A 20,646-nucleotide genomic window follows, 5' to 3' on the forward strand; every position below is an offset into this window, starting at 1 on the left:
GCTGCGCCCAAACCCGATAGCATGCCCTTCGGTCCATGGATCGAATTCCGCCATCCATATTCAACATTGGAGATCTTTCCGCATGAAGCTGTATTACTCGCCCGGTGCCTGTTCGCTCTCGCCCCACATCGCATTGCATGAGGCAGGCATTGCCTTCGAACCCGTGATGGCCAGCACCAAGAGCCACAAGCTGCAAGACGGCACCGACTACTACGGCATCAACCCGCTCGGGTACGTGCCGATGCTCGAGCTCGACGACGGCACCCGCCTGCGCGAAGGCCCGGCCATCGTGCAGTACATCGCCGATCTCGCACCGACCAAGAATCTGGCGCCGGCCGCAGGCACCCTGCAGCGCTACCGCCTGCAGGAGTGGCTAACCTTCATTGGCACCGAGATGCACAAGGGCTACAGCCCGCTGTTCAACGCCGCCATGCCCCCAGAAGCCAAGACCATCTTCAAGGACAAGCTCAAGTCGCGCTACCAATGGCTCGACGGCCAACTGGCCGACAAGCAGTACCTGATGGGCGAGCACTTCAGCGTGGCCGACGGCTACCTGTTCACCGTGACCAACTGGGCCAAGCCAACCGGCGTCGACATTTCGGACTTCCCCCATCTCCAGGCCTGGCATGCACGCGTCGGAGCCCGTCCTGCGGTTCAGGACGCAATGAAGGCCGAAGGCCTGCTGAAGTAAGAAGAAGCGCGAACAAGCTCGCAACGACTGCGAGGCGGCCTTGCCCATCATGGGGAAAACCCGGGCCGCCTTCAGCCACAAGCCGCATGCCGCGGCTTTTTTTTCGGGGCACGCTACGGGTCGAACTTCAGACCCCTGGAAAAGCGAAGGACCCGCCAATGGCCGAAGCCCCTGCCCTCCAAGAACTGCGCGAGGAGATGCGCGGGCCCGTGATGTGGCTCACCATCGCCCGCCAAGAACGCCGCAACGCCATCAGCGCCGGCGTGCTTGCTGCGCTGTCCGGCGCACTGGCTCGGGCGGAGACCGACCGCGCTGTGCGTGCCGTCGTCATCACCGGCGCCGGTACGCGCGCCTTCTGCGCCGGTGCCGACCTGCAAACCGGCAGCGCCTTCAAATTCGACTATGCCGAGCCCTACCAGGGCTTTGCCAACCTGTTCCGCCAGGCCAGGCAATCGACCGTTCCGCTGATCGCGCGCGTCAACGGTGCCTGCATGGCGGGCGGCATGGGGATCATGGGCATGTGCGACATGGCGGTGGCCAGCAGCCAGGCCGTGTTCGGCCTGCCCGAGGTCAAGGTCGGCCTCTTTCCCGCGCAGGTGCTCAGCGTGCTCGGCAACCTGCTGCCGCGCCGCGTGCTGGCCGAAATGTGCATCACCGGCGAACCCATCACCGCCGTGCAGGCGCACGAACACGGGCTCGTGAATCGCGTGAGCGACGATGTCGACGAGAGCGTCGACTGGCTGCTCGGCCGCGTGCTCGACAAGTCCCCTGCCGCCATACGCCGCGGCCTGTACACGATGAAGAAGATCGAGGCCATGGCTTTTGAAGAATCGATGGCGTTCACCGAAAGCCAGATCGGGCTCTTCGCCCTCACGGAAGATGCGGTCGAAGGCCAGCTCGCCTTTCGCGAAAAGCGCAAGCCTCAGTGGAGCGGCCGATGAGTGCCGACCGCAGCGAACAGCCAGAACGCATCGTGCGCATCGGCGGCGCCTCGGGCTTCTGGGGCGACAGCAGCGTGGGCGCACCGCAGCTCGTGGCCAGCGGGCAGATCGACTATCTCGTGTTCGACTACCTGGCCGAACTCACGATGTCGATCCTCGCGGGCGCACGGCTCAAGAAACCGGAGCTGGGCTACGCCACCGACTTCGTCTCGGTCGCAATGAAGGCTGTGCTGAACGACGTGGTGCGCCAAGGCATCCGCGTGGTGAGCAACGCCGGCGGCGTCAATCCCGAGGGCTGCGCCGATGCACTTGCGGCGCTGGCGGCCGAGCAAGGCATTGCGCTGAAGATCGCAGTGGTGAGTGGCGATGACGTCTCTCCGTTGCTGCCGCAGCTCCGCCAGCAGCATCCCCCAGTGCGCGAACTCCAAAGCGGCGCGCCATTGCCCGAGCGCGTGCTCACGGCCAATGCCTATCTGGGGGCGAGGCCGATCCAGGCCGCGCTCGACGCGGGCGCACAGGTGGTCATCACCGGCCGCTGCGTCGACTCTGCCGTGACCCTCGGCGTGCTGATGCACGCGTTTGGCTGGCAGCCTGGCGACCACGACCTGCTCGCGGCCGGCAGCCTCGCGGGCCACATCATCGAATGCGGCTGCCAGGCCACCGGCGGGCTGCACACCGACTGGGACACGGTGCCCGATTGGCCCAACATCGGCTACCCCATCGTCGAGTGCCATGCCGACGGCAGCTTCGTCGTCACCAAGCCGACGGGCACGGGCGGCAAGGTCACGCCGGCCGTGGTGGGCGAACAGATGCTGTACGAGATCGGCGACCCCTCGGCCTACCTGCTGCCCGACGTGGTGGCCGACTTCACGCAAGTGCGCATCGAACAGGCCGGCGAGCACCGCGTGCGCGTGCACGGCGCTAAGGGCCGCGCACCCACCGAAAGCTACAAGGTCTGCACCACCTACGTGGAAGGCTTCAAGTGCGCGGCACAGCTCACCATCGTCGGCTTCGATGCGGTCGCGAAGGCACGCCGCACCGGAGAAGCCATCCTTGCACGCACCAGCACGCTGTTCACGCAGCATGGCTTCGGCCCCTACAGCGCCACGCAGCTCGAGGTGCTCGGCGCCGAGTCCTGCTACGGCCCGCACGCACAGGCCACGCAGACGCGCGAGGCCGTGCTCCGGCTCGCGGTGACGCATGCGCGCAAGGAGGCGCTCGAGCTCTTCGCGCGAGAGGTGGCACCGGCCGGCACCTCGTGGGCCCCCGGCACCACGGGCGCGGGTGGCGGGCGCGCATCCGTGTCGCCGTCGATACGGCAATACGCTTTCTTGCTGGACAAATCCAATGTCGAAGCCCGCGTGACGGTCGACGGGCAGCCCATCGAGTGGCCGCGCGATGCAGCCTCCGTTGCCGCCGATGCGCCTCTTTCACCAGGGCGTGAAGTGGCAGCAGCGCCAAGCGCTTCCGAATCCTTTGCCATCGCCATCGCCGATGCCATCGAAGTGCCGCTCATCCGCCTTGCATGGGCCCGCAGCGGCGACAAGGGCGACACCTCCAACATCGGCGTCATAGCGCGCCATCCGGCATTGCTGCCGCTGCTGCGCGATCAACTCACCGAGGCCCGCGTAGCCGAATGGCTGGCGCACCTCGTAACGGGCAAAGTCACGCGCTACGAAGTGTCCGGCATTGGCGCTTTCAACTTCGTCTGCGAACAGGCGCTCGGCGGCGGTGGCATGGCGTCGCTGCGCAACGATCCGCTGGGCAAGGGCATGGGGCAGATCCTGCTCGCGATGCCCATGCGCGTGAATCCAAGCTTGCTCGACCTCGCGGCACTCGGCACCCAGATCGCCTAGCACCAACCAGACAACCGTGCGACAGCAGGGTTGGGCGCGCAGGTTTAGCCTCGCGGCCTCTTCCCACTTTTCAATCCGCGCAATGTCCTCCCTCTTCGACCCCGTACAGGCCGGCGACCTGAAGCTCGCCAACCGCATCGTGATGGCGCCGCTCACGCGCAACCGCTCGCCCAACGCCATTCCGCAGGACATCGCAGCCACCTATTACGCGCAGCGCGCCACGGCGGGCCTGCTCATCACCGAAGCCACCGCCATCAGCCACCAGGGCCAGGGCTATGCCGACGTGCCTGGGCTCTACGGCACCGAACAGCTCGACGCCTGGAAGCGCGTGACGGACGCAGTGCATGCCAAGGGCGGCAAGATCGTGGTGCAGCTCTGGCACGTGGGCCGCGTGTCGCACACCGAACTGCAGCCCGAAGGCGGCAAGCCCGTCGCGCCCTCGGCCATCACCGCCAAGACCAAGACCGTGCTCATCAAGGATGGCGTGCCGACCTTCGTCGCAACCTCCGAGCCGCGCGCGCTCGATGCAAAGGAGCTGCCCGGCATCGTTCACGCCTATGCGGCGGCCGCGCGCAACGCGGTGGAAACAGCTGGCTTCGACGGCGTGGAACTCCACGGCGCCAATGGCTACCTGCTCGACCAGTTCCTGAAGGACGGCAGCAACAAGCGCACCGACGACTACGGCGGCAGCATCGAGAACCGCGCCCGCCTGCTCCTGGAAGCCACGCGCGCCGTGGTCGATGCGGTCGGCGGCGGCAAGACCGGCATCCGCCTGTCGCCCGTCACGCCAGCCAACGACGTGCACGATTCCGATCCGCAGCCGCTCTTCACCTACGTGGTGAAGCAGCTTGCCCCGCTCGGCCTGGCCTACATCCACATCATCGAAGGCGCCACCGGCGGCCCGCGCGAAATCGAGGACCGTCCCTTCGACTACGAGGCGCTCAAGGCCGCCTACCGCCAGGCCGGCGGCAAAGGCGCATGGATGGTCAACAACGGCTACGACAAGCCGCTGGCAGACGAGGCGGTCAAGGAGGGCGACGACCTGGTCGCCTTCGGCAAGCCCTTCATCGCCAACCCCGACCTGGTGCGCCGCCTGCGCGAGAACGCACCGCTGAACGAGGTCGACAAGGCCACCATGTACGGCGGCGGCACCAAGGGCTACACGGACTATCCGGCACTGGGTTGATCTCCGGAGCCATGGCAAGATAAAGCGGACGCTTCATGTCCGCCCCAGGAGAGCAATGCCATGGCCCGCACCGAGCAACCACTTTCCGCCCCGCGTCCTGCTGCACATTCATCGAGATGACGATGCAGCTGGCCCGCATCCACCACGTCGCCATCATCTGCGCCGACTACGCGCGGTCGAAGCGCTTCTATACCGAGGTGCTCGGCCTCTGCGTCATCGCCGAGAACTACCGCGCCGCGCGCGATTCCTACAAGCTCGACCTCGCACTGCCCGACGGTTCGCAGATCGAGCTGTTCTCGTTTCCTGAAGCACCTGCGCGCCGCACGCGCCCCGAGGCACAAGGCCTGAGGCACTTGTCCTTCGAAGTGCACGACGTGCGCGCCGCGGCCGACGAACTCGCGGCGCAGGGCATCGCGGTGGAGCCACTGCGCATCGACGAGTACACGGGCCGGCGCTTCACTTTCTTCGCCGACCCCGATGGTCTTCCACTTGAACTCTACGAAGCAGCCGCGGCCGAAGACCTCGACGCACTGCTGCTGAAACTCGAAGGCGCACTGCACCAGCGCGAGGTGCGAGCAAGTGCCGCGCAACTCGAAGAATTGCTGGACGAAGACTTCCGTGAACTCGGCGTTTCGGGCACCGAATGGACCCGGCCCGCAATCATCGAAGCGCTGCGCGACGAAGCCTTCTCGGAACGAACGATCTCAGGCTTCCGCGTGCAACGCCTGGCACCCGACATCGCGCTGGCCACCTATCGCGCACACCGTGCCGCGATACATGGGCGCCCCAAGGCTGATTCGCTTCGCAGCTCGCTGTGGCGCCTGCGGCGCGGCAGGTGGCGGATGATTTTTCACCAGGGCACGCCGCTGTAGACGCCGACTCAGGACACGTCGCCGAACACCACGCTCACCCGCAATCCCGAGGGCTCGGCCGCATCGAGCCGCAGTTCGGCGCCCAGCAGTTCCGCATAACGCGCCACGATCGACAACCCCAGGCCCGAGCCCTGCCCCAGCTTCTGCCCCGCGGGACCTTGCGCCCAGCGCTGCATCAGGTCGCGCTGCGCCTCCAGCGGAATGCCCGGGCCGTCGTCGATCACGCTCAAGGTGCGGCCCGCCAACTCGATGGTGATGGTGCGCCCGCCGTAGCGCAGCGCGTTGTCGATCAGGTTGTCGAGAATGCCTTCGACCAGCGCTTCGTTCGCGAGCACCGTGGTGCGCTCGTCGAGGCCACGCGCACCCAGGTCGACGCCGCGCGAATCGGCGCGCGCCAGGTGCCGCAGCACCGTTTCCTCGGCAAGAAGGTCGAGCCGCACGGGTTCGCGTGCGAGGCCGGTGCGGGCCTCGTCGGCCAGTGCGAGCGCCAGCAGCTGGTCGATGAGATGGCTCGCGCGCGCCTGCCGCTCGGCCACACGCGCGAGCTGCTCGCGCCAGACCGCGGAGTCGTGCTGCGCCAACCCGTACTCCGCCAGCGCACGGATGCCCGCGAGCGGCGTGCGCAACTCGTGTGCCACGTTGCCCACGAATTCGCGCTGCGCGCGCACGCTGTGGTTCAGCCGGTCGAACAGCGCGTTGACCGCATTGCCCAGGCGCTGCACCTCACGAGAGGTGCGGACCACCGCTACCGGGGATAGGTCGTACACATCGCGCCGGTCCAGTGCCTGCTGCAGCTCGCCGAGCGGGCGCAAGTCGCTGCGAATGCCATACCAGAGCCACACCGCGAGCAGCATCAGCAGCAGCACCTGCGGTGCGAGCGCATAGCCGAGCAGCCGCCGCACCAGCGCCGTGCGGCTCAGCGTGGTCTGCGCAATCACCACCCGATACGGCACCGGCAGGCCTGGCTCCACGACAGGTCGGAGCACCACCGCTCGCAGCACCTTGCCGTCGAATTCCACATCGGAGAAGCGGTAGCGCACACCCTCCGGCGGCAGCGGTGCGTTCAGGCCCGCCTGCCCCGAGATCAGCGTGCCGTCGAGCCGCTGCACCGCGAAGTAGATCTTGTCGACTTGGTCGAACAGCACCGTGGCCACCTCGCGCGCAGTGAGCAGCAGCTCGACGCCGCGTTCGCCCGCCTGCACGTTGGCCGCGAGCGCGTAGGCGTCGTCCAGCATGCCGCGATCGAAGGCCTGTTCGGAAAAATAGTTGGCAATGACGAGGGCGATCACCGCGCCCAGCATCCACGTGAGCGCCAGTGGCACCAGTACGTTGCGCAGCACGCGCCGCGTGAGCGACGGTGCGGCCTCGGGCGGCCGAAGCGCATCAGGCGTGGTGCGGCTCACACTTCGGCTTCGAGCAGGTAGCCGATGCCGCGCAACGTGCGGATGCCTGCGCCCGACCCGGCCAGCTTCTTGCGAAGCCGCGAGATGAAGGCCTCCAGTGCGTTGTCGCCCAGTGATTCATCGAAGCTCGAGAGCTTGTCCGAGAGCGCCCGCTTGCTGACCGTGCGGCCCGGCGGGCTCATCAACTCCCACAGCACCTCGAACTCGCGCGCGGGCAAGTCGAGCGGCCCGCTCGCGGTGGAGAAACGGCGCGCCTTGCGATCGAGCTTGAGCTGGCCGAGCAGCACGATGTCTTCGGTGCCTTTGGCGCGCCGCACCAGCGCACGCAGGCGAGCCTCGACCTCGGCCAGGTCGAACGGCTTGCCCAGGTAGTCGTCGGCACCGGCGTCGAGGCCCGCAATGCGTTCCTCTGTGCGGCCGCGCGCCGTCAGCACCAGCACTGGCGTGCGGTCGCCGCGCGCCCGCGCCTGCCGCAGGGCGGTGAGGCCACTTGCAAGGCCGCTCGTCGGGCTTGCGGTGGCCGGCAGGTTCAGGTCGAGCAGTACCGCGTCGAACGGCTGCACGCGCCAGAGGTGGTCGGCGTCCTCCACATTGGCCGACACGTCGACCCGATGGCCGGCATCGGCAAGGCTGCGCAGCATCACGTCGCGCAGCACGGCGTCGTCTTCGACAAGCAGGATTCGCATGGTGTGTGAGTGGTCTGTTGGAGTGCCAATTCTTGCGCGAAGGAGGGTCAGCGGCCGGTCAGCACACCCCGGCGATAAACACGCCATGAGCATACGACAGCAACTTGCGGCCGGGGCCCCTTTCCAGCCCCTTGCGATTCGATGAGCGCCCGTGATCCTGCCGAGCTGCTGAGCATGGTGCACCCCGCGGTGCGCCGCACGTCCGTCGTGCTGCTGCATGGTTTATGCAGCACACCTGACGAGCTCCTGACCGTGCAATCGGCCTTGCGCAGCAGCGGCTATCCCGTGCACCCGATGGCGATCGGCGGCTACTCCTTCGATGCCGGCGCGCCGCTGCAGAATGCCCTGCCATACGAGCGCTGGCTCGACGCCATCGAGGCCCGCGTCAAGGCGCTGCGCACACAGCATGACCGCGTGCTGCTGGTCGGCATCTCGGCCGGCTCGTCGCTTGCGCTCGGCGCGGCCATTCGCTGCGGCAGCGATGTCGATGCGCTGGTGCTGATGTCGACCACGCTGCGCTTCGACGGCTGGGCGATTCCACGCACGCGCGTGCTGCTGCCGCTGGCGTTCCACACGCCGCTTGGGCGCTTCTGGCAGTACCGGGAACGCGCGCCTTATGGCGTGAAGAACGAACGCGTGCGCGCCTGGATCGAACGCGAACTGCACCATCGCAAGGTGTCGCGCGCAGGCAGTTCGGTGCTCGGCGTCGGCCACCTGCGCGAGCACGACCGGCTGATCCGCCATGTGAAGCGCAACCTGCACCGCGTGCAATGCGGCAGCGTGCTCGCGCTGCATGCCCGCGAAGACGAAGTCGCCAGCCTCGCCAATCTCGACATCCTCGCTCGCGGCCTGCGTTGCCGCGAATTTCGCAGCGTGGTTCTCCACAACAGCTACCACATGATCTCGATCGACAACGACCGCCAGCAGGTGGCGCGCGAAACAGTCGCCTTCGCGGATGCCCTGGTCCATGGCATCGGCACGCCCGGCACCGCGCGCGCATTGCCGCTGCATCTGGTTCCTGCCTGAAAGAAAAACGCCATGTCCTCCGCTTCCTTTACGACCCCGGTCTTCAACAGCATCGCTGCCATCCTGGTGAACAACTTCGAAGTTGCGCCCACTTCCATCGTGCCTGGAGTTCCGTTGTCCGAGCTCGGGCTCGATTCGCTCGCGCTGATGGAATTCGTCTTCGCGGTGGAAGACGCTTTCCAGCTCCGCCTTCCCGAAGACAAGCTCGATCCGCGCGAAGCCGGGATCACGCTCCAGCGCCTGTGCGATGCGATCGAGGCGCAGATCCGTTGCGACATCGAGCCCTCGATGGCCGCGCCCGCGTGAGCAGCGGTGTCGCCCATTCGGTGCTCGCAACCTCCTTTCTGCATGACGCCCCTGCGCCGGTACGGGTGACGGGGCTCGGCTTCGTCACGCCCATCGGCCACACGGCCGGGTCCTTCGACAAAGCGCTCTTCGACGGAAGCTCCGCGGTGCGCGCGCAAACGCTCGGCATCGCGGGCTTCGATCCCGTCGAGCTCGCCGTGGCGCCCTGCGATTTCGATTCGGCAAGCGTGCGCAGCAGTTCGCGCCTGCCGCTCGACCGGGGCACCGCCATGGTGCTTTCGGCCGCGCGCGATGCCGCGGCCCAGGCCGGGCTCCACGCGGGCAGCGTCGATCCCGAGCGCCTGGGCATCTTCTGGGGCAGCGGCCTGGCCGGCGCGGGTGCCTTCGACGATACGACGCGCGCGCTCTATGCCGAACAGCGCCGCATGCGACCGACGACGGTGCTCACCGTCATGCCCAATGCGGCGGTGGCAGAGCTCGCATTGCAGTTCGGCGCCCAGGGCGCGGCCATTGCCTACGCCTGCGCCTGCGCCTCCTCGGCCGTGGCTATCGGCGAAGCGATGCGCGCGATTCGCGGCGGCTGGATCGACGTGGCCGTCGTCGGCGGACACGAGGCCATGCTCACACCGGGCGTGATGGCCAGCTGGCATGCGATGCGCGTGACCGCGCCTCCCCCGCCCGATGCGCCAGCCAGTGCCTGCCGGCCCTTCTCGGGAGACCGCGCGGGCTTTGCGCTCGGCGAAGGCGCGGCAGCGCTGGTGCTCGAATCGGAAGCACACGCAAACGCACGCGCGCGCAACGCAAGCGAAGCGATGCCGCTTTTTCTGGCCGGCTACGCCACCAACTGCGACGCCACGCACGTCACCAACCCCGACCCCGCCGGCCAAGTCCGCGCCATGCGCGCGGCGCTGCGAGACGCTGGCCTCCAGGCCGGGCAGATCGGCCACATCAATGCGCACGGCACCGCCACCACGGCGGGCGATGCGGCCGAGGCTGCTTCGATTCGCGAGGTGTTCGGCAATGCCGTGCCCGTGAGCGCCACCAAGGCCATCCACGGCCACTTGCTCGGCGGCGGCGGCGCCATCGAACTGGTGGCTGCGCTGCGCACGCTGGCGCACGGAAGGCTTCCGCCCACCGCCAACCTGCGGTTGCCCGATGCGGCCTTTGATCTCGACTTCGTGCGCGGCGATGCACGCGAGGCCACTAACCTGCGCTACGTGCTTTCCAATTCGTTCGCCTTCGGCGGGACCAACGCGGTGCTGATCGCGGGCCGCGCCGCCAGCCGCTGAAGAACGCGGCGGCAGCTGCGTCGTGGCAGCCGCGAGCGAGAAGTCGCATCTGGGTATGCTGTCGCCCATGCGCAGGCTTGCCACACCCCAGGACCTCGAAGCGGTCTTTTCCATCTACATGCATGAGAAGGTCGTGCCCTTCCTGGGCTACGACCCGATGCCGCTCGACCAGTTTCGGCCCATTTACAGGGAGCTGGTCGAGAGCCGCAGCTTCTACATCTATGAAGCCGAGGGTCGCGTTGCAGGCTTCTACCGCGCAACGCGATACCCGGGCCGCGTAAGCCATGTGGCCTGCTTCGGCACGCTCGCAGTCGATCCGTCGTTTCACGGCAAGGGCATTGCGCACGCCATGGTGAACGATGGCATTGCCAGGCTCGTGGCCGAAGGCGTCAAGCGCATCGAACTCTATGTCGAAAGCGACAACACGCCGGGCTTGCGCTTCTATGAAAAGCTGGGCTTCGAACGCGAGGGCACCTTGCGCAAGTTCTACAAGCGCGCTGGCGAAACCGACTACATCGACGATCACCTGCTGGCGCTGCTGATCAACTGAAATCGAATAGGGCTCAGGGCTTCCATCGCCGCAGCAACAGCGCATTGGCCATCACGCTGACGCTCGACAGCGCCATGGCCGCGCCCGCCACCACGGGGCTCAGCAATCCGAAGGCCGCGAGCGGAATGCCAGCCACGTTGTAGGCGAAGGCCCAGAACAGGTTCTGCCGGATCTTGGCAACCGTGCGTGCCGAAAGATCGAGCGCCTCGGCCACCAGCGCCAGGTCGCCGCGCATCAGCGTGATGCCCGCGGCTTCCATCGCTACGTCAGTGCCGCCGCCCGAGGGTGCCATGGCAATGCCCACGTCGGCCGCGGCCAGCGCGGGCGCATCGTTGGCACCATCGCCGACCATCGCGACCACGTGGCCATCGTTCCTCAGCGCGCTGACCTGCGCCGCCTTGTCGGCCGGCAGCACATCGGCGCGCACGTCTTCGGCAGCAATGCCGAGCCGTGCCGCCATGGCCTCTGCCGCTCGCCGGTTGTCGCCCGAGATCATCACCACGCGCAGGCCCCGCGCTCGCAGGGTGCGAATCGCTTCGGCCGCCTCCGGCTTGGGCTTGTCGGCAAAGGCCAGCAATGCCTGTACTTCGGCAGCGCCTGCCGCATCGAATCGCAGCAGCGCGGACACCGTGGCGCCCTTTGCATGCAGGCGGTCGACCTGCGCGGCATCGGGAACCACGCCCAGTTCCGTGCACCAGCGCAGGCTGGCGATGGCCCAGCGTTCGCCATTCACCTCGCCGCGCACGCCACGGCCAGGCATCGCCTGCATGGCACTCAAGGGTGGTGCCTGCACGCCGCGCTGTGTGGCAGCCGCCATCACGGCGCGGGCCAGCGGATGCTCGCTGCCTCCTTGCAGGCTGGCAGCCGTGGCAAGCAATCGGGCCTCGTCTTCGTTGGCTGCAAGAGGTACAAGAGGCACAAGCGCTGTGAGCACCGGCCGGCCCAGCGTCAACGTGCCGGTCTTGTCGAAGGCCACGGTGTCGACACGGTGCGCGACTTCCAGCGCGCGTGCGTCCTTGATCAGAATGCCGCGGCGTGCCGCGACGCCAGTACCGGCCATCACCGCCACCGGCGTCGCAAGGCCCAGCGCACAGGGGCAGGCAATGACCAGCACGGCCACCGCATGGATCATGGCGATTTCGATACCAGCACCAGTGAACAGCCAGCCTGCCAGCGTGGCCAGCGCAATAACCAGCACCACCGGCACGAACACGGCCGCGACCTGGTCCACCAGCCGCTGAATCGGGGCCTTGGCCGCCTGTGCGTCCTCGACCAGGCGGATGATGCGCGCCAGCACGCTTTCGGCGCCGACGGCTTTCACCTCGACCACCATGCGGCCGTCGCCGTTGACTGCGCCGCCCGTCAATGCGTCGCCAGGCTTCTTGGGCACCGGCAGCGGTTCGCCGGTGAGCATCGATTCGTCGACTTCGGACTCCCCCTCGACCACGCGCGCATCGGCTGGCACGCGCTCACCCGGGCGAACCGCGAGCAAGTCGCCGACCATCACCTCGCCGATCGGCACATCGCTTTCGCCGCGCTTTCCCACCAGGTGCGCAATTTCAGGCCGCAACTGCTGCAGCGCGCGGATCGCCGAAGTCGCTTGCCGCTTGGCGCGCGCCTCCAGCCATTTTCCGAGCAGCACCAGCGTGATGACCACGGCCGACGCTTCGAAGTAGAGGTGGGGCACAGCGCCGTGTCCCGCGTGCTCGCCGGTCGCCGAGCGCCACCAGAGCCACAGCGACAACCCGAAGGCCGCGCTGGTGCCGAGTGCCACCAGCAGGTCCATGTTGCCGGTGCCCGCCTTCGCGGCATGCCAGCCCGCGCGGTAGAAGCGCGCACCGAGCCAGAACTGCACCGGTGCAGCCAGCAGCAGCTGGATCCAGGGCGAAAGCATCCAGTCTTGCCCGAAGGGTTCTCCGAGCATCGGTGCCAGCAACGGAATCGACAGCAAGAGGCCGATGCCAACGGGCCCGAAGCCGTGCCAGGGGGAAAGCGAGGCAGCGTCGTCGGCCGTATCGCTTGCAACGCGCGGCTCGTAGCCCGCGGCACGCACGGCGCGGCGCAGGCGTGCGTCGATGTCTTCGCCGTCGGCCGCGACCACGCGCGCCGATTCGGTGGCGAGGTTGACGCTGACGTCCTGCACGCCCGGCACGCTCTTGAGCGCGCGCTCCACGCGCATCACGCACGAGGCGCAGGTCATGCCGCCAACAGAAAGATCCAGGGTGCTCATGGGGTGGTACGGAGAGTGAAGCAGATTGTCCATGCCCCAAGGCTAAAGTCTCACATCATGGCAAGGTCAAGCCGCCGTGCCGAGTGCCCCTGCACTGGACATTGACATCGTGAGAGGGTTCAAACTCGTGTTTCCCATCACTGATCAAACAGGAGCAAGAACGATGAGCCAGAAATTCCAGGTCTCGGGCATGAGCTGCGGCCACTGCGTGAGCGCGGTTCGAAACGCGGTGCAGACGGTCGATCCGGAAGCGCAGGTGACGGTGGATCTCGAAACAGGGCATGTCGACGTATTGAGCGCGCAGCCTCGGCAGGACATCGTCGCCGCCATCGAAAACGCCGGCTACAGGGTCCAATGAGCAGCTTCGGCACCGTGACCATCGGCGAAGCGGCGCGGCTTTCGGGTGTGTCGGCGCGCATGGTGCGGCACTACGAGGGGCTTGGCCTTTTGCCCGTGGTAGCGCGCACCGAAAGCGGTTACCGCCAGTACGGCGATGCCGACATCCATACGCTGCGCTTCATCAAGCGCTCGCGCGATCTCGGTTTCTCGATGGAAGAAATTGCCGAGCTCGTGGGGCTGTGGCACAACCGCCGCCGTGCGAGCTCGAACGTCAAGCGCATAGCGCAGAAGCATCTCGATGAACTGGAACAGCGCATTGCAGACATGCAGTCGATGCGCAACACGCTGGCGCACCTGGTGCACTGCTGCCACGGGGACGCGCGCCCCGACTGTCCCATTCTCGACGACCTGGCCGCGGCCTGAGCTGCTTCAGGCGCCCCTGACCAGCGCCAGTACCTTGCCGGCATCGAGGGTGCGGGCCTTTTCCTGGATGGCTGGCAGGTACTGAGTCTGCAGACCCTTTCCTTCCTGCACGACGTTCGAGAAGCTGTCTTTCAGCATCTGCGTCGAAAGCGTGCGGCCGCCCGCGTAGTAGCGCTTGGCCACATGGCCCAGCGCATAGGTCGAGGCAAAGCTCATGCCCGAACTCACGGCCTGATTGCCCAGGCCGCGCAGCAAACCGCCGCCCATCTTTCCGAGCAGGCCGCCCAGCAGCTTGCGACCAGCCTGTTCCAGGTATTGCGAGGTCAGGCCCACACCGACCGTGGCCAGGAAATCCTTCACATGGCCGCTGTCGAGCTCGTAGCCATGGGCCTTGCCGATGCGGTAGACCAGTTTCATCTGCAGCGGAATGATCGCCATGGTCGACAGCGTTTCCGGCAGCAGTTCGAGCGCGCCGTTGAGGATGGCTGCGTTGAGGATGGATTTGTCGAGCTCCGCGCTGTCGGGCGCCGCCACCGCGGTGGGTGTCGACGCCGCGGCTGCACCGGTCGCCACCACGGGAACCGCCGCGGCAATCTCTTCTGCCTGGCGCGAGAACTGCGCGGCCGAGGCATCGAGCCCCAGCGACGTACGCAGGTCGGTCAGGAACATGCGCTCCGCGTCCGACTGCGTGCCGTCGGCATCGCACACGCACACCGCCATTTCATAGGCGAGCTGCTTCGATTCGGTGCTTTGAAGTTCGCCCGCCACGGAAGCCAGCGAGACGCGCTTCATCAGCACGTCCTGGTAGAGCGTGGGGAGGTTCACGCCATCGGCCTGCGAAAGGCCCTCGGCAATGCGCTTGATCTCGGCGCGTTCGCGCTCGTGTTTTTCGCCGTCGACGAAGGCGGCCAGCAAGCTCAGCGTCACGATGGCCTTGGTTTCGGAAGGGGTCACGTTCGAATTTCCAAAGGTTGAAGGACAAAGTTCGTTCGACATCGCGCGCGAAGGTTCCGCCGCGGGTTCTCCCCACAAAGCTTGGGCAACTCTGTGGATAACACCCGCACTTCCTTGTAAGGGAACGCTAAGTCGTTGATATCAAATACAAATCTACAGGCTGCCCAATTAACAGGCAATGAATTTCTTGCGCCAGAAATCGTCTTTCGCAGATTTCCAAACCCGTGTCAAAGGACAACTCTGGGGAGAGTTCTGGCACAAGCGGGGTGTTATCCACAGGGCGGAGCGGCCGGTCAATGTTGTTCCTTTTGGCGCGACAGCTCGGAAGCACGGCTGCGCACAGTGACAGACGTATGACAAGTGACTGTCACGCAAGGGAAAAATTGCCATGTCCACAGACAGGTGCGACCCTTATCTACTACTACTAATTTGAATAAGAAGAATAAGAAGAAGATAGGAAACCAGCGCTGCGCTCGAAAAAAAAGCCGTGAGCGGCCGCGCCGTGTTCGCGGCGCCACGCACGAAAACCAGCCTCGCCGAACAGCGCCCCCTCGCTAACATCCGGGGATGAGTTTCAAACCCCGGATCCTGATCGCCGAAGACGAATCGGGCATTGCCGACACCCTCCAGTACGTTTTGAAGAGCGACGGCTTCACGCCGGTCTGGTGCGCCACCGCCGAGGAGGCCATCGCGCAGTTCGCGCAGGAGCCGCCGGCGCTGGCCATCCTGGACGTCGGCCTGCCGGACCTGAACGGTTTTGAGCTCTTCAAGCGGCTGCGCGCGCTGAACCAGTCGCAGGGCGGCGCCGAGGTGCCGATGCTGTTTCTCACGGCCAGAAGCGACGAGATCGACCGCGTGGTGGGGCTGGAACTTGGTGCCGACGACTACATCGCCAAGCCCTTTTCACCGCGCGAGCTGGTGGCGCGGGTACGCACCATCCTCCGGCGCAGCGCGCGAGCGGTCCCAGGAGGGGTCGCGGGGACGAACAACGGGGTGCCCCCTCAAATTTCGGGTGCGGCGGCCCCAGCGAGCTCTCAACCCCCCGCAATGCCGTTTGCGCTGGACAACGAGCGCATGCAAATTCGCTACTACGGCCGCCTGCTCGAGCTCTCGCGCTACGAATACGGCCTGCTCCGGCTGCTGGTGCAGCGGCCGGGCCGCGTCTTCACGCGCGACGAGCTGCTGCGACTGGTCTGGGACGACGCCAGCGACAGCTTCGACCGCACCGTCGACGCGCACGTGAAAACCCTGCGCGCCAAGCTCAAGGCCGTGGCGCCAGACGTGGAGCCGATCCGCACGCTGCGCGGCACCGGTTACGCATTGAACGAAGAACTGCCCCATAGCGTGCCGTGAGCCGGCGCACACGGATATTCATCGGCATATTGCTGATCTACACGGCGGGCATCGCGTTCCTGCTGTACCGCGTGGTGTCCGACATCGACCCGCGCTACCGCGAATCGGCGGAGGAATCGCTGGTCGAGACCTCGCAGCTCATCGCCAGCCTGGTCGAGCAGGACGTGATCGCCGGGGCCATCACCACCGCGCGGCTCGAGCCGCTGTTCCGCACGGTCTATGCGCGCGAGTTCTCGGCCCAGATCTACAACCTCCACAAGAGCCGCGTCGAGCTGCGCGTGTACGTGACCGACCGCAGCGGCCGCGTGGTGTTCGATTCGCTCGGCAGGCACCTGGGCGCCGACTACTCGCAGTGGAGCGACGTGAACCGCACGCTCGCCGGCCTGTACGGCGCGCGCACCTCGCGCGACGTCGATGGCGATCCGCGCACCTCGGTGATGTACGTGGGCGCGCCGATCCGCTGGAACAACGAGATCGTCGGCATGGTCAGCGTCGGCAAGCCGGTGCAGAGCTTCGGCCAGTTCGTGGAAGACGCGCGCGCCCGCACGCTGTGGGTGGGCGTGGGTTCAGGGCTGGCACTGCTGCTGCTGGCGGTGATCGTCTCGGTCTGGCTGGTACGCCCCTTTGGGCTGATTTCAGACTACTGGACCTGGGTGCGCGCGCAACGCACCCTCAGCGTTTCGCGGATGGCGCGGCGCGCGGTCGATGCGCTGCGCACCGGCTTCAGCGAAATGCGCGATGCGCTCACCGGCCGCAACTACGTGGCCGACTACGTGCAGACTTTCACGCACGAAGTGAAGAGCCCGCTCTCCGCCATTCGAGGCGCGGCCGAGCTGCTGCAGGAACCGTCGATGCCGCATGCGGAGCGCGAACGTTTCCTGAAGAACATCGAGCGCGAGACACAGCGCATCCAGGAAATCGTCGACCGCATGATGGAACTCACTGCGCTCGAAACGCGGCGTGGACTCGACCGCACGGAACCGGTGCCGCTGGCTTCGCTGATCGAGGACATTGCCATCAGCGCGCAGCCCGCAGCGGCCCAGCGCAACATCAGCGTGAAAGTGAACATCCGCAACGAGGCCAGTACCGAGGGCGATCCGTTCCTGCTGCGCCGCGCCATCAGCAACCTGCTGGACAACGCCATCGATTTTTCGCCGCCCGAAAGCGAGGTGCTGCTGACGCTGGAAACCACCACCAAGCTCGCGCGCGTGACGGTGCGCGATCGCGGTCCGGGCATTCCGGACTATGCGCAGGAAAAAGTCTTCCAGAAGTTCTATTCGCTGGCGCGCCCGCACAGCCAGAAAAAGAGCACCGGGCTCGGGCTGGCCTTCGTGAAAGAGATTGCGGCATTGCACCGCGGCCGCATCGAGCTCGGCAATGCGGCGCGCGGCGGTGCGGTGGCCACGCTCACGCTGCCGCTGCTGCCTGCGTCACATCACTGAAGAAGAAATCACTGGCCCGTCAGTGCGACATAGGCCCTGCGCGTTGCGGGACTCACGGCATCGAGCAATTGCTCGTACGACGTCTTGTGCCGCGCCAGCATGCGCGCCGACGCCACCGTCTTCGACTTGCAGAACCAATGGCAGCTGTGTTGCATGAGGAACAGCTCGGCCGACATCGTGAAAGCCTTGGCTTTGGGTGTGCGGTGCGATTCGTTTTGCGTCACTTCGGCAATGCCGCGCGCGTGGATGGCCAGGGCTTGCCGAAAGTCGAAGGTGGCGGCGGGAAACAGCTTGTGCGCAAATGGAATGGCCAGTGGCAGCTTGCTCACGCGCGCTTGTGCCTCATCGACACGCGCGAACTCCGCTGCAAAGCTGTCGAACTGGGCCGAGAGCTTTTGCTCGGTGGAGTCGAGCAAGCTCCAGATCTGCTGGCGCCGCGCGGCGTCGTCCTCGCCAAGGCAGCGCAGGTAGCCCTCGGTAAGGGTCTCCATCAGGTTTTCGATCTGGTATTTGCCGAGGTGGCTCCCGAGCAGCGCGATGCGCTGGCGCTGATCCCGCAACTTGAGGATGTAGGCGCCGATGACGATCAGCGTCACCAGGGTAAGGATTTCCATGAGGCGTGGGGAAGGAAAAAAGTGAAAGCGGCGGCAGCACCGAGTGTAGGGACACCCGGGGACTTGGCTCGCCCGCCTTCGCCCTCTCCTAGCGGAAGAACTCGAGGATGCGGTTGCGCTCTTCCGGCGGCGGCGGCGGCCCCAGCGGCACGCCCGAGAGTTCTTCCGCCGGCGGTGGCGGCGACTCGGCGTTCTCCACGCCCAGGCTCGGCACGCCGCGTCCCGGTGTGAAGTCGTCGAAGTACCACTCGCCGTCGATGTTGGCGACGCCCGGCGGCTCCGGGATCTTGCTCACCGGCACGCCCTTGAGGGCCGTCTGCATGTAGCCGATCCAGATCGGCAGGCTCAGGCTGCCGCCGGTCTCTCCGCGCACCCCCAGTTGGCGCGGCGTGTCGTAGCCGATCCACGCAATGCCGACGTTCGTGGGCTGGAAGCCTGCAAACCAGGTGTCGAAAGAATCGTTGGTGGTACCCGTCTTGCCGAACAGGTCGTCGCGCTTGAGCGCCTGGTAGGCGCGTGCGGCGGTGCCGCCCTTCACCACGCTCTGCAGCAGCGAATCCATGATGAAGGCGTTGCGTTCGGGAATGGCGCGGCGGGTTTCGTCGAGGGCCGGCGGCTCGGTCTCGAGCAGTACCTTGTCCCGCAGGTCGGTCACGCGCGTGACGAGATACGGATTGACCTTGTAGCCGCCGTTAGCGAACACCGAATAGGCCGTAGCCATCTGCATGGGTGTGACCGAGCCGGCACCCAGCGCCATTGGCAGGTAGGCGGGGTGCTTATCCTTGTCGAAGCCGAAGCGGGTGATCCAGTCTTGCGCATACGGTGCGCCGATGGATTGCAGCACGCGAACGGTGACCAGGTTCTTCGACTTCATCAAGGCGGTGCGCAGTGGCATCGGCCCTTCGAAGCCACCATCGAAGTTCTTCGGTTCCCAGGGCTGGCCGCCCGGCGTGCTCGGCTCGAAGAACAGTGGCGCATCGTTCACGATGGTGGCCGGTGTGAAGCCTTTTTCGAGCGCTGCCGAATAGATGAAGGGCTTGAAGCTTGACCCCGGCTGGCGCCAGGCCTGCGTGACGTGGTTGAACTTGTTCTTGCCGAAATCGAAGCCGCCCACCAGAGCCTTGATGGCGCCGGTGCGCGGGTCCATGCTGATGAACGCGCCCTCGACCTCGGGCAACTGGGTGATCTCCCAGGTGTTCTTGGGCGTCTTCGCCACCCGGATCACCGCGCCGCGGCGGATCTTGATGTTGGGCGGTGCCTTGGCCGCAAGGCCCGATTGCGCGGGACGGAGACCTTCGCCGTTGATCTGCACAGTCTCGCCGTTCGCGCGCACCGCGTTGATTTCCTTGCTGTTGGCTTCCAGCACCACGGCCGCCATCACGTCGCCGTTGTCGGGGTGTTCGGCGAGGGCATCATCCACCGCCTCGTCGGCTTCTTTTTGATCGGTCGGCAGATCGATGAAACGCTCGGGCCCGCGATAAGGCTGGCGCCGCTCGTAGTCCATGATGCCCTTGCGAAGCGACCTGTAGGCTGCCGCCTGGTCGGCCGCGACCAGCGAGGTGTAGACCTTCATGCCGCTGGTGTAGATGCTGTCGCCGTACTGCGCGTACATCATCTGCCGCACCGTCTCGGCCACGTATTCGGCATGCAGCCGGTTCGGATCGGCGGCATCGCGCAAGTGGAGTTCTTCCTTCTTGGCCTCGGCCGCCTGCTCGGCGGTGATGAAGCCGGTCTCCTGCATGCGGTCGATCACGTAGAGCTGGCGCGCGCGGGCGCGGCGCGGATTGGCCACCGGGTTGTTGGCGCCGGGCGCCTTCGGCAGGCCGGCCAGCATGGCCGCTTCGGCCGTGGTGATGTTCTGCAGCGGCTTGCCGAAGTAGGCTTCCGAGGCGGCGGCAAAGCCGTAGGCGCGGTTGCCCAGGTAGATCTGGTTCAGGTAGATCTCGAGGATCTGGTCCTTGCTGAGTTGCTGCTCGAGCCGCAGCGCCAGCAAGATCTCATAGGTCTTGCGGCTCAGCGTGCGCTCCGAGCTGAGGTACACATTGCGCGCCACCTGCATCGTGATGGTCGAGGCGCCCTGCTTCCGGCCGCCCTTCAGGCTGGCAACCGCCGCGCGCACGAAGCCCTTGTAATCGACGCCGCCATGGTCGTAGAAGCGCGCGTCTTCCACGGCCAGCACGGCGTCCTTCATGACCTTGGGAATGCTGGCGAAAGGCGTGAGGGTGCGGCGCTCTTCGCCGAACTCGCCAATGAGCGTGCCTTCGACCGAATACACGCGCAGCGGCAGCTTGGGCCGGTAGTCGGCCAGTTCGGAGATGTCGGGCAGGCGCGGATAAATGGCAGCCACCGCCACGACGGCGGCCACCGCCAGCACCACCGCGCCGGAGCCGAGCACGATGGCGCTCCAACGTGCAATGCGGCGCAGCCGTATCGATCGCTCGGAGCGCGCCGGGTCGGCGGAAGGAGAGGAATCGTCCATGGAAAT

The 20,646-nt window shown here is 66.3% G+C and carries 19 protein-coding genes; 13 read left to right on the forward strand and 6 right to left on the reverse strand.

The genetic code is table 11. From position 1 onward, the window contains the following. Window positions 1-82 precede the first annotated feature (82 nt). From gstA to gloA2, 5 genes are all read left to right on the forward strand, one after another. Entirely contained in the window at window positions 83-691 is a 609-nt protein-coding gene (gstA, locus tag ASC78_RS23585) for a glutathione transferase GstA (RefSeq protein WP_055807181.1), read from the forward strand. 158 nt (window positions 692-849) lie between these two features. Next, window positions 850-1,632 (forward strand): enoyl-CoA hydratase-related protein, encoded by a 783-nt coding sequence (locus ASC78_RS23590; RefSeq protein ID WP_055807184.1) that lies wholly within the window; start codon window positions 850-852, stop codon window positions 1,630-1,632. Continuing rightward, entirely contained in the window at window positions 1,629-3,488 is a 1,860-nt protein-coding gene (locus ASC78_RS23595) for an acyclic terpene utilization AtuA family protein (RefSeq protein WP_055807187.1), read from the forward strand. The genes ASC78_RS23590 and ASC78_RS23595 overlap by 4 nt, the downstream gene beginning before the upstream one ends. Before the next feature lie 82 nt (window positions 3,489-3,570). Then, complete coding sequence (locus ASC78_RS23600; protein ID WP_055807188.1) at window positions 3,571-4,674, forward strand: alkene reductase; 1,104 nt, start codon at window positions 3,571-3,573, stop codon at window positions 4,672-4,674. Between the two features lie 122 nt (window positions 4,675-4,796). After that, window positions 4,797-5,546, forward strand: a complete 750-nt coding sequence (gene gloA2 / locus ASC78_RS23605) for an SMU1112c/YaeR family gloxylase I-like metalloprotein (RefSeq protein WP_055807866.1) — start codon at window positions 4,797-4,799, stop codon at window positions 5,544-5,546. 8 nt (window positions 5,547-5,554) lie between these two features. Here gloA2 and ASC78_RS23610 read toward each other — a convergent pair whose 3' ends face one another. Continuing rightward, window positions 5,555-6,949, reverse strand: coding sequence for a sensor histidine kinase (locus ASC78_RS23610; RefSeq protein WP_055807190.1), 1,395 nt, complete (start codon window positions 6,947-6,949; stop codon window positions 5,555-5,557). After that, window positions 6,946-7,635, reverse strand: coding sequence for a response regulator transcription factor (locus tag ASC78_RS23615; protein WP_055807193.1), 690 nt, complete (start codon window positions 7,633-7,635; stop codon window positions 6,946-6,948). The genes ASC78_RS23610 and ASC78_RS23615 overlap by 4 nt, the downstream gene beginning before the upstream one ends. 141 nt (window positions 7,636-7,776) lie before the next feature. On the opposite strand from ASC78_RS23615, the gene ASC78_RS23620 reads away from it, so the two are divergent. From ASC78_RS23620 to ASC78_RS23635, 4 genes are read left to right on the forward strand one after another with little or no spacing between them, the layout of a single operon-like run. Then, entirely contained in the window at window positions 7,777-8,661 is an 885-nt protein-coding gene (locus ASC78_RS23620; RefSeq protein ID WP_055807196.1) for an alpha/beta hydrolase, read from the forward strand. A 12-nt stretch (window positions 8,662-8,673) separates the two neighbouring features. After that, window positions 8,674-8,967 carry an acyl carrier protein gene (locus ASC78_RS23625; RefSeq protein ID WP_055807199.1) on the forward strand — a complete coding sequence of 98 codons (294 nt, stop codon included), beginning with the start codon at window positions 8,674-8,676 and terminating at the stop codon, window positions 8,965-8,967. Next, complete coding sequence (locus tag ASC78_RS23630) at window positions 8,964-10,256, forward strand: beta-ketoacyl-[acyl-carrier-protein] synthase family protein (RefSeq protein WP_055807202.1); 1,293 nt, start codon at window positions 8,964-8,966, stop codon at window positions 10,254-10,256. The genes ASC78_RS23625 and ASC78_RS23630 overlap by 4 nt, the downstream gene beginning before the upstream one ends. Before the next feature lie 22 nt (window positions 10,257-10,278). Then, entirely contained in the window at window positions 10,279-10,806 is a 528-nt protein-coding gene (locus tag ASC78_RS23635) for a GNAT family N-acetyltransferase (RefSeq protein ID WP_235505191.1), read from the forward strand. Between the two features lie 13 nt (window positions 10,807-10,819). Here ASC78_RS23635 and ASC78_RS23640 read toward each other — a convergent pair whose 3' ends face one another. Continuing rightward, window positions 10,820-13,069, reverse strand: a complete 2,250-nt coding sequence (locus tag ASC78_RS23640) for a heavy metal translocating P-type ATPase (RefSeq protein ID WP_055807204.1) — start codon at window positions 13,067-13,069, stop codon at window positions 10,820-10,822. A 130-nt stretch (window positions 13,070-13,199) separates the two neighbouring features. Between ASC78_RS23640 and ASC78_RS23645 the strand changes: the two genes are divergently transcribed. Together ASC78_RS23645 and cueR are read left to right on the forward strand one after the other, a co-directional pair. Further along, window positions 13,200-13,394, forward strand: a complete 195-nt coding sequence (locus ASC78_RS23645; protein ID WP_055807207.1) for a heavy-metal-associated domain-containing protein — start codon at window positions 13,200-13,202, stop codon at window positions 13,392-13,394. Continuing rightward, window positions 13,391-13,798: a Cu(I)-responsive transcriptional regulator gene (gene cueR / locus ASC78_RS23650; RefSeq protein WP_055807211.1), complete on the forward strand. Its 408-nt coding sequence runs from the start codon at window positions 13,391-13,393 to the stop codon at window positions 13,796-13,798. The genes ASC78_RS23645 and cueR overlap by 4 nt, the downstream gene beginning before the upstream one ends. 6 nt (window positions 13,799-13,804) lie before the next feature. On the opposite strand, the gene ASC78_RS23655 is transcribed toward cueR, so the two are convergent. Next, window positions 13,805-14,752, reverse strand: coding sequence for a YcjF family protein (locus tag ASC78_RS23655; RefSeq protein ID WP_055807214.1), 948 nt, complete (start codon window positions 14,750-14,752; stop codon window positions 13,805-13,807). Between the two features lie 567 nt (window positions 14,753-15,319). On the opposite strand from ASC78_RS23655, the gene creB reads away from it, so the two are divergent. Together creB and creC are read left to right on the forward strand one after the other, a co-directional pair. Then, window positions 15,320-16,105 carry a two-component system response regulator CreB gene (gene creB / locus ASC78_RS23660; RefSeq protein ID WP_055807216.1) on the forward strand — a complete coding sequence of 262 codons (786 nt, stop codon included), beginning with the start codon at window positions 15,320-15,322 and terminating at the stop codon, window positions 16,103-16,105. After that, complete coding sequence (gene creC, locus ASC78_RS23665) at window positions 16,102-17,547, forward strand: two-component system sensor histidine kinase CreC (protein ID WP_055807220.1); 1,446 nt, start codon at window positions 16,102-16,104, stop codon at window positions 17,545-17,547. Before creB ends, creC begins: the two co-directional genes overlap by 4 nt. A gap of 8 nt (window positions 17,548-17,555) precedes the next feature. On the opposite strand, the gene ASC78_RS23670 is transcribed toward creC, so the two are convergent. Beyond that, window positions 17,556-18,161, reverse strand: coding sequence for a hypothetical protein (locus ASC78_RS23670; RefSeq protein WP_055807223.1), 606 nt, complete (start codon window positions 18,159-18,161; stop codon window positions 17,556-17,558). A gap of 88 nt (window positions 18,162-18,249) precedes the next feature. Continuing rightward, window positions 18,250-20,640 (reverse strand): penicillin-binding protein 1A, encoded by a 2,391-nt coding sequence (locus tag ASC78_RS23675; protein ID WP_055807226.1) that lies wholly within the window; start codon window positions 20,638-20,640, stop codon window positions 18,250-18,252. Window positions 20,641-20,646: the final 6 nt, after the last annotated feature.

This window comes from Variovorax sp. Root318D1 (genome assembly GCF_001424835.1).
GTDB lineage: Bacteria > Pseudomonadota > Gammaproteobacteria > Burkholderiales > Burkholderiaceae_C > Variovorax.

What these genes read in the sequence shown, in the direction of transcription:
- ASC78_RS23595 (WP_055807187.1), top strand. Translation starts at nt 1,629, where the DNA reads ATGAGTGCCGACCGCAGCGAACAGCCAGAACGCATCGTGCGCATCGGC.
- ASC78_RS23625 (WP_055807199.1), top strand. Translation starts at nt 8,674, where the DNA reads ATGTCCTCCGCTTCCTTTACGACCCCGGTCTTCAACAGCATCGCTGCC.
- ASC78_RS23640 (WP_055807204.1), bottom strand. Translation starts at nt 13,069, where the DNA reads ATGGACAATCTGCTTCACTCTCCGTACCACCCCATGAGCACCCTGGAT.
- creB (WP_055807216.1), top strand. Translation starts at nt 15,320, where the DNA reads ATGAGTTTCAAACCCCGGATCCTGATCGCCGAAGACGAATCGGGCATT.
- ASC78_RS23670 (WP_055807223.1), bottom strand. Translation starts at nt 18,161, where the DNA reads ATGGAAATCCTTACCCTGGTGACGCTGATCGTCATCGGCGCCTACATC.
- ASC78_RS23590 (WP_055807184.1), top strand. Translation starts at nt 850, where the DNA reads ATGGCCGAAGCCCCTGCCCTCCAAGAACTGCGCGAGGAGATGCGCGGG.
- gstA (WP_055807181.1), top strand. Translation starts at nt 83, where the DNA reads ATGAAGCTGTATTACTCGCCCGGTGCCTGTTCGCTCTCGCCCCACATC.
- gloA2 (WP_055807866.1), top strand. Translation starts at nt 4,797, where the DNA reads ATGCAGCTGGCCCGCATCCACCACGTCGCCATCATCTGCGCCGACTAC.
- cueR (WP_055807211.1), top strand. Translation starts at nt 13,391, where the DNA reads ATGAGCAGCTTCGGCACCGTGACCATCGGCGAAGCGGCGCGGCTTTCG.
- ASC78_RS23620 (WP_055807196.1), top strand. Translation starts at nt 7,777, where the DNA reads ATGAGCGCCCGTGATCCTGCCGAGCTGCTGAGCATGGTGCACCCCGCG.
- ASC78_RS23645 (WP_055807207.1), top strand. Translation starts at nt 13,200, where the DNA reads ATGAGCCAGAAATTCCAGGTCTCGGGCATGAGCTGCGGCCACTGCGTG.
- ASC78_RS23615 (WP_055807193.1), bottom strand. Translation starts at nt 7,635, where the DNA reads ATGCGAATCCTGCTTGTCGAAGACGACGCCGTGCTGCGCGACGTGATG.
- ASC78_RS23675 (WP_055807226.1), bottom strand. Translation starts at nt 20,640, where the DNA reads ATGGACGATTCCTCTCCTTCCGCCGACCCGGCGCGCTCCGAGCGATCG.
- ASC78_RS23600 (WP_055807188.1), top strand. Translation starts at nt 3,571, where the DNA reads ATGTCCTCCCTCTTCGACCCCGTACAGGCCGGCGACCTGAAGCTCGCC.